The 12,409-nt window shown below is 73.5% G+C and carries 11 protein-coding genes; 5 read left to right on the top strand and 6 right to left on the bottom strand.

Going from position 1 to position 12,409, the window contains the following annotated elements; genetic code table 11:
* Window positions 1-44 precede the first annotated feature (44 nt).
* Genes IE118_RS12255 through IE118_RS12235 form a run of 5 tightly spaced genes read right to left on the bottom strand, consistent with a single transcriptional unit; the run spans window position 45 to window position 4,860 of the window.
* Window positions 45-641 (bottom strand): GTP-binding protein, encoded by a 597-nt coding sequence (locus tag IE118_RS12255; RefSeq protein ID WP_189557828.1) that lies wholly within the window; start codon window positions 639-641, stop codon window positions 45-47.
* Window positions 628-987, bottom strand: a complete 360-nt coding sequence (locus IE118_RS12250) for a DUF742 domain-containing protein (protein ID WP_189557827.1) — start codon at window positions 985-987, stop codon at window positions 628-630. The genes IE118_RS12255 and IE118_RS12250 overlap by 14 nt, the downstream gene beginning before the upstream one ends.
* Before the next feature lies 1 nt (window position 988).
* On the bottom strand, window positions 989-1,420 hold the full coding sequence (locus IE118_RS12245) for a roadblock/LC7 domain-containing protein (RefSeq protein ID WP_189557826.1): 432 nt from the start codon (window positions 1,418-1,420) through the stop codon (window positions 989-991).
* Complete coding sequence (locus tag IE118_RS12240) at window positions 1,417-3,801, bottom strand: sensor histidine kinase (RefSeq protein WP_189557825.1); 2,385 nt, start codon at window positions 3,799-3,801, stop codon at window positions 1,417-1,419. Before IE118_RS12240 ends, IE118_RS12245 begins: the two co-directional genes overlap by 4 nt.
* Before the next feature lie 48 nt (window positions 3,802-3,849).
* Window positions 3,850-4,860, bottom strand: coding sequence for a substrate-binding domain-containing protein (locus IE118_RS12235; RefSeq protein WP_189557824.1), 1,011 nt, complete (start codon window positions 4,858-4,860; stop codon window positions 3,850-3,852).
* 724 nt (window positions 4,861-5,584) lie between these two features.
* On the opposite strand from IE118_RS12235, the gene IE118_RS12230 reads away from it, so the two are divergent.
* The 4 genes from IE118_RS12230 to IE118_RS12215 all read left to right on the top strand — a co-directional run bounded on the left by IE118_RS12230 (window position 5,585) and on the right by IE118_RS12215 (window position 10,337).
* Window positions 5,585-6,232, top strand: coding sequence for a ScbR family autoregulator-binding transcription factor (locus IE118_RS12230; RefSeq protein ID WP_189557823.1), 648 nt, complete (start codon window positions 5,585-5,587; stop codon window positions 6,230-6,232).
* Window positions 6,233-6,273: 41 nt separating this feature from the next.
* Window positions 6,274-7,452 carry a damage-control phosphatase ARMT1 family protein gene (locus tag IE118_RS12225; protein ID WP_189557822.1) on the top strand — a complete coding sequence of 393 codons (1,179 nt, stop codon included), beginning with the start codon at window positions 6,274-6,276 and terminating at the stop codon, window positions 7,450-7,452.
* Window positions 7,453-7,547: 95 nt separating this feature from the next.
* A complete protein-coding gene (cyc2, locus tag IE118_RS12220) occupies window positions 7,548-9,704 on the top strand; it encodes a germacradienol/geosmin synthase Cyc2 (RefSeq protein WP_189557821.1) in 2,157 nt (718 codons plus the stop codon).
* Window positions 9,705-9,734: 30 nt separating this feature from the next.
* A complete protein-coding gene (locus IE118_RS12215) occupies window positions 9,735-10,337 on the top strand; it encodes a PDZ domain-containing protein (protein WP_189557820.1) in 603 nt (200 codons plus the stop codon).
* Here IE118_RS12215 and IE118_RS12210 read toward each other — a convergent pair.
* On the bottom strand, window positions 10,330-11,085 hold the full coding sequence (locus IE118_RS12210; protein ID WP_189557819.1) for a metallophosphoesterase: 756 nt from the start codon (window positions 11,083-11,085) through the stop codon (window positions 10,330-10,332). The genes IE118_RS12215 and IE118_RS12210 overlap by 8 nt on opposite strands.
* Window positions 11,086-11,273: 188 nt before the next feature.
* On the opposite strand from IE118_RS12210, the gene IE118_RS12205 reads away from it, so the two are divergent.
* Window positions 11,274-12,401, top strand: coding sequence for an aminopeptidase P family protein (locus tag IE118_RS12205; protein WP_189557818.1), 1,128 nt, complete (start codon window positions 11,274-11,276; stop codon window positions 12,399-12,401).
* Window positions 12,402-12,409 lie beyond the last annotated feature (8 nt).

The following is a 12,409-nucleotide window of genomic DNA, read 5'->3' as shown; positions in this document are numbered from 1 at the left end:
CGTCCCCCCGGGGTGCGGCCGTCCGGCCGCATCCCGCGGGCGGTTCACCGCGCGGGGGCCGCCTGGGCTATCAGCCGGTCGATCAGCGCGATCAGCACGTCCCTGCTCGACTCCCGCTCCCGCGCGTCGCACAGCAGCACCGGCACGCCCTCCGGCAGCGTCAGCGCCTCCCGGATGTCCTCCGCCGGATACGGGTGCTCGCCGTGGAAGCCGTTGGCGGCGACCACGAACGGTATGCCCCGGCGTTCGAAGAAGTCGATCGCGGCGAAACTGGACTTGGGCCGGCGCACGTCGACCAGGACCACCGCGCCCAGCGCGCCGAGCGCCAGGTCGTTCCACATGAACCAGAACCGCTGCTGCCCCGGCGTACCGAAGAGGTAGAGCACGAGGTCGTCGGAGACGGTGATCCGGCCGAAGTCCATGGCGACCGTGGTGGCACGTTTCTGCTCGACGCCGTCCAGGTCGTCGACGTCCAGCCCCGCCATGGTCAGCGGTTCCTCGGTGCGCAGCGGGGCGATCTCGCTGACCGAGCCGACCATGGTGGTCTTGCCCACGCCGAAGCCACCGGCGATCAGGATCTTGACCGTGTCCGGTGACGGACGGTCGGCGGACGCCTGAGCGGTGGTGTCAGAGCCGGCCAAGGCCCTCCCTCACTTTCTGCAGCAGGTCCAGGTCCGGGGTGGTGCGGGTGACGGGGTGCGGCGGACGGGCGGTGATCCGGCCCGCCTCCAGCAGGTCGCAGAGCATGATGACGACGACGCTGACCGGAAGGTCCAGCCGCGCGGCGACCTCGGCGACGGCGACCGGCTCGGCGCACAGCCGGAGGATCCGCAGGTGCTCGGGCTGCGGCCGGGCCGCGTCCGCGGGCTGCGGATCCACCGCCGTCACCGTGGTGATGAGCGTGAAGTCGGCGCGGCTGGGCCGGGTCCGGCCACCGGTCAGGGTGAACGGCCGTACCAGCCGCCCCGCCGAGTCGCTTCCGCCCACCTCACACGCCGGGGTCGACGGCGGGCCCCGCGGCCTCCCGCGGCGGCGCGCTGAGGTGCTCGCCGATCTTCTTGACCAGCATGTTCATCTGGTAGGCCACCACCCCGACGTCCGCGTTCGGCCCGGTCAGCACCACGAGGTGGGCGCCGGGGCCGGCCGAGGTGAGGATCAGGTAGCTCTGGGCCATCTCGATGAGCGCCTGCCGCACGGGCCCGCCGCGGAAGTCCATGCTGACGCCCTTGCTGAGGCTCATCAGACCGGACGCGGTCGCCGCGAGGCGCTCGGCGTCGTCGCGCAGGAAGCCGGTGGACTTGCTGACCACCAGTCCGTCCTCGGACAGCACCACGGCCTGGTTCACGTCGGCGACCCGTTCCACGAGTCCGGTCAGCAGCTGGTCCAGCTGGGTGTGGGTGGCGGGGGCGGGGCGTGTCATGTCGGAGTTCCTTCGTGAGCGGTCGACGGTCGGCTGTCGGCGGGCGGAGCGGGAGGCTCGGCGGGGGCGGCGGGCACGTGCGCCGGTACGGTCTCGCCGGCGTCGTCCGGGTCGCCGTCGCGTGCCTGGCTGGTGCCGCGCTGGAAGCCGGCGAGGGAGGACGCGGCGCGTTCCGCGGTGAAGTCGTCACCGGGGTCCCCGGTGGTGTCCGGCACGGACTCCTCGCGCAGTTCGGCGGCCAGGCTGGTCTGCGGCACCCGGCGGGGGAGCGGGGTGAGCCCGTCGGCACGGGGGGCGGGCGCCGGGCCGGCCGCCTGCGCGGGGACGGCCCGTACGGCGGTGACCGGCCGGGGCGCGGCGGCCTGCGGGCCGGCGGCGGTCCTGCCGGGCGCGTCGTCCGCCGTGCCGCCCGCGTGCTCCGGGCCCGCGTCGTCCCGGCCGCCGCTGCCGTCCGGCTCGTCGCGCACCACGATCTCGTGCGGGATCAGCACGATCGCCGTCGTCCCGCCGTACGGGGACGGGCGCAGGGTGACGGCGATGCCGTGCCGGTGCGCGAGCTGCGAGATCACGAACATGCCCAGCCGGAGGTCGTCGGCGAGCGCCACCACGTCGAACTGCGGGGGCCGGGCCAACTGGGCGTTCAGGGAGGCGTAGTCGTCCTCCGACAGACCGAGGCCCCGGTCCTCGACCTCGACGGCGAGCCCCTTGGCGACCATCGCCGCCCGCACCCCGACGGGGCTGGGCGCCGGCGAGTACACGGTCGCGTTGTCGATCAGCTCGGCCAGCAGGTGGATGACGTCGGCAACCGCCGGCGGGGCGAGCGACACCTCCTCCTCGGTGAGCACCTCCACCCGCTGGTACTCGGCGACCTCCCCGACGGCGCTGCGCACGATGTCGATCAGCGCGACCGGCTCGCTCCAGGTACGCCCGGGGCGCTCCCCGCTGACGATGACGAGGTTCTCCTCGTAGCGGCGCAACTGGCTGGCCACCGAATCCAGTTCGTACAGCCCCTTGAGGACCTCGGGGTCGGTGTGCCGGCGCTCCAGCGCGTCGAGCTTGCTGAGCTGGAGATTGACCAGGTTCTGGCTCTGCCGGGCGATGCCGAGGATGACCTTCTGGAAGCCCCGCCGGGTGTCGGCGAGTTCGACCGCGGTGTGCACGGCGGTGCGCTGCGCGGTGTTGAACGCGCTGGCGACCTGGCCCAGTTCGTCGTGCCCGTAGTCCAGCGGGGTGGTCGCCGACTCCGCGTCGACCTTCTCGCCGCGCTCCAGCCGGGCCACCACGTCGGGCAGCCGCTCCTCGGCCAGTCCCAGGGTGGCCATCCGCAGACCGCGCAGCCGGCGGGACAGCGAGCGGGTGATGCGCCAGGACAGGCCCACGCACAGCAGCAGCGCGAGCAGTCCGGCGGCGCTCAGGGAGGCGGCCGTCACCAGGAGGCTGCGCGCCTCGTCGGCACTGCGGGTGAGCAGCGCGTCGGTCTGGTGGCGGATCATCGAGGCGTACTGCGGGGAGACCTTGTCCATGGCCTCGTCCCAGCGTGCCCGCAGGTCCGGCAGGTCGACGCTGCGGTCCTCGCCCTCCGCCGCGGTGACCAGCACCTGGTCCTCGACCGCCTCCAGGGCGCGCCACTCGGGGCTCTGCAGGATGCGTTCGGTCTGGGTCTTGGTGCTGCCGCTCAGGGAGGGCACGATCTGGTCCTCGACCAGCCAGCGGCGGGTGTGGACCAGCTCCGCGAAGGCGCTCCAGCTCTCGCCGTCCAGACGCCCGGACGGCCAGGCGAGGGTGAGGTGGGCGTCCTCCCGGGAGACCAGCTCGGCCGCGTGCTCCAGTGCGATCAGCGGCTGGGCCTGCGAGGTCAGGTCCCCGTCGTCTACCTGGGAGAGCTCCTGGAAGGCGTGGATCTGGTCGTCGATGATCGAGGTGTACTGCTCCAGCGCCTCCTCGGCCGTGATGTCGCTGGGGTCGTCCACCTGGTCCCGGTAGTACTCCAGGCTGCCCACCGAACCGAGGACCGAGTACAGCCGGTCCGAGACGCGCGCCGGCGCCTCGGCGATCGCGTCCGCCTGCCCGGCCAGTTGCGCCACCGCCGCGTCCGTCCGCTCGCGCTGGGCCTCGAGGGCGGTCCGCGAGCCGCGCGGCTCGGCCAGCCACGCGGCGGTCAGCCGGCGTTCCTTCTGCAGCGCCAGAGTGGCGTGCGTGCCCATCGCGCCGGTGGACCGGCTCAGTTCGGTCTGGGACCGCAGTTCGAGTCCCTCCGAGAACATCTGGATGGTGGTCAGGCCCCACATGCCCGCGAGGGTGACGCTGGGCACCAGGGCGAGGAGGAAGAGCGAGAGCCGGATGGAGCCGAGACGGCGCCGGGCACCTGTCCGAGGAGACATCGTGGTCCTAGAGCGGTCGGGTGTCGGGGGAGGTACGCACGGGGCCCGTCAGCGGGTTCCGCCGGCGGCGAACTCGGCGACGGAGTCCGCGTTGGCCTTCGAGACGAACGCGGGCCCGGTCAGCACCGGCGCGACCCCGCCGCCGCTGGTGTTGCCGTTGCTCCGGTACAGCCACAGCGCGTCCACGGCGAGATAGCCCTGGAGGTAGGGCTGCTGGTCGACGGCGAACTGCACGTTGCCGCCGCGCACGGCGTCCACCAGGTCCTTGTTGAGGTCGAAGGTGGCGACGTCGGCGTCGCTGCCCGCGGCCGCGGCCGCCTCGACCGCGGTGAGCGCGAAGTCCGCCCCGTTGGCGACGACCTGGTCGATGGTCGGTTCCTGCCGCAGCTTCGCGGTGAGGATGCCGGTGACGGCCCGCATGTCGGTGCCGTCGACGTAGAGGTTCTCGGTCTTCCCGCCGAACGTCTTGCGCACACCGGCGCAGCGCGCCTCCAGGCCGACGTTGCCCCGTTCGTGGACGAGGCACAGGGTGTGCCCGGCCTTCAGCTCGTTCAGCTTCTCGCCCACGGCCCGGCCGGCCACGCTCTCGTCCTGGCCGAAGAACGCGAGCAGCCCGGCCGGTTTCCAGGCGTCTATCCCGGAGTTCAGCCCGACCACCGGGATGTCCGCGGACCGCGCCTCGTTCACCGGGCCCCTCATGGCCTGCGGCTTGGCCAGCGTCAGCGCGATGCCGTCGGCGCCGTCACGGACCGCCTCGCGGACGAGTTCGGCCTGGCCGGCGGGGTCCGGGTCGCTCACGTACGTCAGCTCGACGCCGTCCTTGGCCGCCGCCGCCTCGGCGCCCTTGCGCACCCGGTCCCAGAAGGCGTCGTCCTCGCTGCCGTGGGTGACCATCGTGACCTTCATCCGCCCCGTGCCCGCCCCGCTCGCGCCGTCCGCGTCCGCGGAGTCGCCGGACGTCCCGAGGGCGGAGCAGCCGCTGACCAGCAGGCCGACGGCGGCTGCCAGGACCGCCGCGCGGTGTCGCGGGAAGCGGCGGGACGGAAAAGACGTGTTCATGAGGAGTGCGGACCTCGCTGTACGGCCGAGCAAGAGCAGGGGAGAGCACGGACGGCCGCCGCGGGTGGCGTTGGCCGGCCGGGTGACTCTCGCTGGGCCGGAGCCAACCCTGTGCGACCGCTGGTCGTCAAGTGAAGGGCCACGTGAAGTGAGGTGATGCTGCCGCATTGTGATGAACCGTGAGGGTGGGCGCTCCCGGCGCGCACCCCCGTACCGATGCGGGGCACAGCCTCACGTACCCGGTCAACCGCCGTACACCGAGGGTGGGTTCCCGGGCCGATCGAGGGTTTCCCCCGTATCCGCCCGGCTCGCGGGCTGCCTATCGTTCGACCTCACGCGGCACATCGAACGGCTCCTTCCGCTTGGACGGCGGGTGAGTCCGGCGCCGCGGGGGTGAGGTCCGGCGCGGGCGCGGCATGCCGTGCCGCGCGGCACGGCCGGAGCGACGGCCGGCGGCGGACCTCCCGGGCCGCCCTCACAGACAGGCGGGCCGGCCGGTGCGGATGGGGCACCGGTCGGCCCGCCGTTCTCTTTTGTGCCGCCGCCTGCCACACTTAGATACCGGGCGCGCCGTTTTCTTTCGCAGAGCCCGTTTGTTTTGCCGGATGTGCCCCAACTGCGGTCGCCTTCCCGCGTGGTGGAGTAGCCGCAGGGTGAGATATCGTGTACGCGGCGTTAAAACAAACGGCATGACCCGTTCCTTTCCGGCTCAGGAGTACAGGCGATGGCGAGGCAGGTACGCGCCGAGCAGACCCGCGCGACGATCATCACGGCCGCCGCCGAGCTGTTCGACCGGCAGGGATACGAATCGACCAGTCTCAGCGACATCGTGGAGCACGCCCGGGTCACCAAGGGCGCCCTGTACTTCCACTTCGCCGCCAAGGAGGACCTGGCCCACGCCATCCTGGAGCTCCAGTCGGCGACCAGCCGCCGGCTGGCCCGGGACACCGAGATCCGGGGCCACACCTCCCTGGAGGCGCTGATGCGCCTCACCTTCTGCATAGCCAGGATGTCCGCCGAGGACCCCGTGCTGCGGGCCGGACTGCGGCTCGCCACCGGCGGCACCCGCCCGCGCCCGCCGCTCAGCCACCCGTTCACCGAGTGGCTGGACATCGTCACGGCCCGGCTCCTCGGCGCCGTGAAGGAGGCCGACGTCCACCCCGACGTCGACATCGACGTCGTGGCCCACTCCCTCGTCTGCTTCTTCGTCGGGACGCGCGTCGTCGGCCGTTCCCGGGAGTCCGTCGCCCGGCAGCCCCGCCGGACGGCGGAGATGTGGCAGATCCTCATCCGCGGCCTGGTCCCGGTGACCCGCCGCGCCCGCTACCTCTCCCTGGCCGCCCGGCTGGAGCGGGAGATCGCGCCGGTGTGACGTCCGGCGCGCGGCGGCGGGCGCGCGTTACGGTGATCCGCATGTCCGACATCCCCGCCGCCCCCGTGATCGTCGCCGACGAGCCCGGCACCTTCCCGCACGGCGTGCTGGCCGAGCGGCACCCCGCGATCGTCCGGCAGGTGCGCGAGGCCTTCCCGTACGGACCCGCCCGGCACCGCGCCCTCGACGCCCTGCTGGCCGAGTGCGCCGAGGGCGTCGTCGCGCCGCTCCCCGCGGACGCCCACGACCGGGAGCGCTGGCGTGCCTGGGGCATGGACACCTACACCGGCCGCTCCTGGTTCGACGTGCCCTGGCTGTGGTCCGAGAGCTTCTTCTACCGCCGGCTGCTGGACGCCGTGGGCTACTTCGGCCCCGGCCCCTGGCAGGGCGTCGACCCGTTCCGCCCCTCCAAGCGGGCCGAACTCGACTCGCCCGCCACGGACGAGGAACTGGCCGCGCTCGACGACCTCGCGGGCCGCCCCGAGGACGAACAGGCCCTCGCCCTGCTGCACGGCTCCCTGTGGGGCAACCGCGCCGACCTCGGCTTCCGGCTGTCCGCCGAGGGGGCCGGCCGGAGCGCCGCCGTGTCCGCGCTGGTGGCCGACGACAGCGAGCGCCTGTGGCCGCTGCTCGGCGCGTCCTCCGCGGCCACCCTGTGCCTGGTCGCCGACAACGCCGGCCGTGAACTCGTCCCGGACCTGCTGCTCATCGCCCATCTGCTCGCGCACGGCCGCATCCGCCGCGCGGTGCTGCACCTCAAGCCGTACCCGTACTACGTCTCCGACGCCACCACCGCCGACCTGGTCGACGCGGTGCGCCGGCTCACCGGCGCCGGAGGGGCGGCGGCCGCGTACGGGCGCGACCTGTGGGCCGCCCTCGGCGACGGCCGGCTCGCCCTGCGGACGCATCCCTTCTCCTGCGCGCCGCTGCCCTACGCCGACATGCCGGACGACCTCCGCGCCGACTTCGCCGCCGCCACCGTCACCGTCGTCAAGGGCGACCTCAACTACCGCCGTCTCGTGGGGGACCGGTACTGGCCCCCGACCACGCCGTTCGCCGACCTCACCCGGTACTTCCCCGGACCGGTCGCCGCCCTGCGCACCCTGAAGTCCGATGTGATCACCGGACTGGACGCCGGTACCGAGGCGGCGCTGACGGCCGCCGAGGGGCAGCGCTGGCGCACCGCCGGCACCCATGCGCTGATCCAGGTACGGACCTGAGCCCCGTGACTCCCGAACGGGGGAGGGTTCACGCGATGGTGTGATCACGTCCCGGCCGGAGGATGCCGTCACCGGGCCACGGGTAGCTCCGGGCCATGACGCAGCCGTTCGAACTCCCGCACTTCTACCTGCCGCACCCCGCGCGGCTCAACCCGCACCTGGAGGAGGCCCGCGCCCACTCGACGGTGTGGGCGCGCCGGATGGGCATGCTGGAGGGCAGCGGGGTCTGGGAGCAGGCCGATCTCGACGCGCACGACTACGGACTGCTCTGCGCCTACACCCACCCCGACTGCGACGGACCCGCCCTCTCGCTCGTCACCGACTGGTACGTGTGGGTCTTCTTCTTCGACGACCACTTCCTGGAGATGTACAAACGCACCCAGGACCGCGGCGCCGGGAAGGCCCACCTGGACCGGCTGCCGCTCTTCATGCCGGTCGAGCCGGGCACGCCCGTCCCCGAGCCGCGGAACCCGGTCGAGGCGGGCCTCGCCGACCTGTGGGCACGCACCGTGCCGGCGATGTCCGCCGACTGGCGCCGCCGGTTCGCCGTCGCCACCGAGCACCTCCTCAACGAGTCCCTGTGGGAGCTGTCCAACATCAACGAGGGGCGGATCGCCAACCCCGTCGAGTACATCGAGATGCGCCGCAAGGTCGGCGGCGCCCCCTGGTCGGCGGGGCTGGTGGAGTACGCGACGGCCGAGGTGCCCGCCGCCGTCGCCGGGACGCGGCCGCTCAGGGTGCTGATGGAGACGTTCTCCGACGCCGTGCACCTGCGCAACGACCTGTTCTCCTACCAGCGGGAGGTCGAGGACGAGGGCGAACTCAGCAACGGCGTGCTCGTCCTGGAGACCTTCTTCGGCTGCACCACCCAGGAGGCCGCCGAGCTCGTCAACGACGTCCTCACCTCGCGCCTGCACCAGTTCGAGCACACCGCCTTCACCGAGGTGCCCGCCGTCGCGCTGGAGAAGGGCCTCACCCCGGACCAGGTCGCGGCGGTGGCCGCGTACGCGAAGGGACTCCAGGACTGGCAGTCCGGCGGCCACGAATGGCACCTGCGCTCCAGCCGGTACATGAACGAGGGCGCGCGGTCCGGCGCGCCCTGGCAGGCGCTGTCCGGCCCGGGGACGTCCGCCGCCGGCGTGGGCGCGCTGCTCGCCACCACCGGAGCCCGGCGCTGGCGGGCCCACACCCAGGTGCCGTTCCCGAAGGTCGGTCCGTCGCTGATCCCCGAGATCGAGATGCCCTTCCCGCTGCGGCTCAGCCCGGCGCTCGACGGATCGCGCCGGCACCTGCTGGAGTGGTCACGGCGGATGGGCATCCTCAGCGAGGGCGTCTGGGACGAGGACAGACTGGCCGGCTGCGACCTGCCGTTGTGCGCGGCGGGCCTGGACCCGGACGCCACCCAGGAACAACTCGACCTCGCCTCCGACTGGCTGGCCTTCGGCACCTACGGCGACGACTACTACCCGCTCGTGTACGGCCACCGCCGCGACCTGGCCGCCGCCCGGCTCACCACGGCCCGCCTCGCCGCCTGCATGCCCCTCGACGACGGCCCGGTGCCGCCGCCCGCCAACGCCATGGAACGCTCCCTGACCGACCTGTGGGCGCGCACGACGGCCGGTATGACACCCGACGAGCGCCGTCCCCTGAAGTCGGCGGTCGAGGTGATGACCGAGGCATGGGTGTGGGAGCTGTCCAACCAGATCCTGAACCGGGTCCCGGACCCGGTGGACTACCTGGAGATGCGGCGCGCCACCTTCGGCTCCGACCTGACCCTGGGGCTCTGCCGCGCCGGTCACGGACCGGCGGTCCCGCCCGAGGTCTACCGCAGCGGCCCCGTGCGGTCCCTGGAGAACGCGGCCATCGACTACGCCTGCCTGCTCAACGACGTCTTCTCCTACCAGAAGGAGATCGAGTTCGAGGGCGAGATCCACAACGCGGTCCTGGTCGTGCAGAACTTCTTCGGCGTCGACTATCCGACCGCGCTGCCGGTGGTGCAGGACCTGATGAACCAGCGCATGCGCCAGTTCCAGCACGTCGCGGAACACGAACTGCCGACCGTGTACGACGACTTCGGGCTGTCGGAGGAGGCGCGGTCGATCATGCAGGGGTATGTGACGGACCTGCAGAACTGGATGGCGGGCATCCTCAACTGGCACCGGAACGTACCGCGGTACAAGGACGAGTACCTGTCCGGCCGGGTCCACGGCTTCCTCCCGTGCCGCGCGCCCGCGCTGCCGGTCCTCACCTGAGGTCCGGGCCCCTTCCGCCGGAGGCGAACCATGGAACAACCGGCCCTGCGGCCCCGGCCGATGCCCGGGAACAGGACGGGAGGGGACGGTCCCGGCGGCCCGGCGGGCCGGGCGGAGTCCGTCGGTGCGTCCGGACAGCACGCGGGCCGGCGTCGGGGGCGGCGGCTGACGGCCGTGCTGCTCGGCGCCCTGGCCGGAGCGCTGCTGGTGCTGTCCGGCGTCGGGCTGGGCGCGATGGGCGTCTCGGTCGTGGGGGCGGGCCGGACCGGCGGCCCGGAGCGGGCACCGGGGGCGGCTTCCGTGTCCGGCCCGTCCGTGCCGTCGCGGCCCCTCGTGCCGCCCGGGCCGGGGGCGGCGCCCGCGCCCGTCGTCGCCCGGCTCGGAGTGGAGGTGGCCGACGGCCGGGGGCCGGGCGCCCGGGTCGTCGGTGTGCACGAACCGGGCCCCGGGTTCTCGGCCGGTCTGGTCCGGGGCGACGTGCTCCTCGCCTTCGGCGGCACCCGCGTCGACTCGGCCGCCGACCTGGCCCGCGCCGTCGCCCGGGCCCGCCCGGGCGACGAGGTGGAACTGACGGTGCGCCACCGCGAGGGCGCCGTCCAGCGGCTCACGGCCGTCCCCGGAATCGTCACATGACCACGCGGAAGTGGCTGGTGAGCCGGCCCCCGTCGTCCAGGACGTGGAAGGCGAGACCGACCGGCGCGTCCCGGTCGGCGACCGGCTCGCCCTCCCAGGGCAGCCGGAGCGTCCAGGTCACCCCCGGCCCCACGACGACCGGGCGGCCCGCGAAGGTGGTGGCGGCCGGGGTGTGCGCGTGACCGGTGATCAGCCCGGCGATCCGGGGGCGGCGCGCCAGCAGGCCGGCCAGCCGTTCCGCGCCGCGCAGGGGGTAGGAGTCGGGGAGGGGGTGGTGCAGGGGGACCGGCGGGTGGTGGAAGGCGAGCAGCACGGGGAGACCCCCGTCGAGCCCGTCGAGCGTCGACTCGATCCAGGCGAGGGTCTCCGCGTCCAGCTCACCCTCGTCACGGCCGGGGATGCTCGAGTCGCACATCAGCACGGCACCGCCGTCCAGCACGTGCGCGCTGTTCACCGGCCCGTCGGCGGCGGGCCGGCCGAGCAGGGCCTCCCGGTACGGGGCCCTGCTGTCGTGGTTCCCCGGGCAGGTCAGCACCGGGAACGGGGCGCCCCCGTCGCGCAGCCCGAGCAGGCGGGCGGCCTCCTCGTACTCGGCCTCCGTGCCGTGGTCCGCGATGTCCCCGGTCACCAGCAGCGCGTCCGGCGGCTCCGGCAGCTCCCACAGCCGGTCACGCACCCGCCGGGCGCGTTCGGTCGCCCGCCGGGTTCCGTCCAGATGTAGGTCGCTGATGTGTGCGAGTACGAGCACGGTCGTGGGCCTCCTCGGCAACGTGCGGGAACACGTGTGATCCAAGCACGGGATGTAATGGCTGGACAACGCCTTCCCATTAGCTGGCGCGGGGCGTGCGGCGAACACCGGCAATCGGCTCGCGCCGCCCCCGCCCGGCGGGCAGGATGCTGCCCGTAGCCCCGACGTCCGCCCTGGGAGGCCACCGGATGACCGGCACCGCACCCGCGCCCTTCACCGCCGACGACTACCGGGCCCGCATGGACCGGGCGGCGCGGCAGGCCGCCGGGGCCGGTCTCGCCGGACTGCTCGTGGCTCCCGGCCCCGACCTGGTCTGGCTCACCGGCTACACCCCCACCGCGGTCACCGAGCGCCTCACCCTGCTGGTCCTGGCCGCAGGCCGGGAACCCGTGCTGGTCGTCCCCACCCTGGAGGCCCCGGACGCCGAGCACGCCCCCGGCGCCCCCGCGATCACCCTGCGCGACTGGACCGACGGCAAGGACCCCTACGCCGTCACCGCCGCCCTGCTGGACGCGGACGGCCGGTTCGGCGTCAGCGACAACGCGTGGGCCATGCACCTGCTCGGCCTCCAGCGGGCCCTGCCCGGCACCTCGTACGCCTCCCTCACGGAGGCCCTGCCGATGCTGCGCGCCGTGAAGGACGCCGCCGAACTGGACCTCCTGGCCGCCGCGGGCGCGGCCGCCGACGCGGCCTTCGAGGAGATCAGGAAGGTCCCCTTCGCCGGCCGCAGGGAGACCGACGTCGCGGCCGACCTCGCCGCGCTGCTGCGCCGCTTCGGGCACTCGCAGGTCGACTTCACCATCGTCGCCTCCGGGCCCAACGGCGCCAATCCGCACCACGAGATCGGCGACCGCGTCATCGAACGCGGCGACATGGTCGTGCTCGACTTCGGCGGCCTGAAGGACGGCTACGGCTCCGACACCTCCCGCACCGTCCACGTCGGCGAACCCACCGACGAGGAACGCCGGGTGCACGACCTGGTGCGCGAGGCCCAGGAGGCGGGCTTTAGCGCGGTACGGCCGGGGGCCGCCTGCCAGGACGTCGACCGGGCCGCCCGCGCCGTCATCGCCGACGCGGGGTACGGGGAGTACTTCATCCACCGCACCGGGCACGGGATCGGCGTCACCACGCACGAACCGCCGTACATGATCGAGGGGGAGGAACAGCCACTCGTCCCCGGCATGTGCTTCTCCGTGGAGCCCGGCGTCTACCTGCCCGGCCGGTTCGGCGTGCGGATCGAGGACATCGTGACCGTGACCGGGGACGGCGGACGGCGGTTGAACAACACCGCGCGGGAGATGGTCACCGTCGACTGAACGGCCCC

Source organism: Streptomyces pilosus, assembly GCF_014649835.1.
GTDB classification, from domain to species: Bacteria; Actinomycetota; Actinomycetes; order Streptomycetales; family Streptomycetaceae; genus Streptomyces; species Streptomyces pilosus.
Note: the sequence above shows the minus strand (reverse complement) of the source record. Positions and strands in the feature narration are given on the sequence as shown.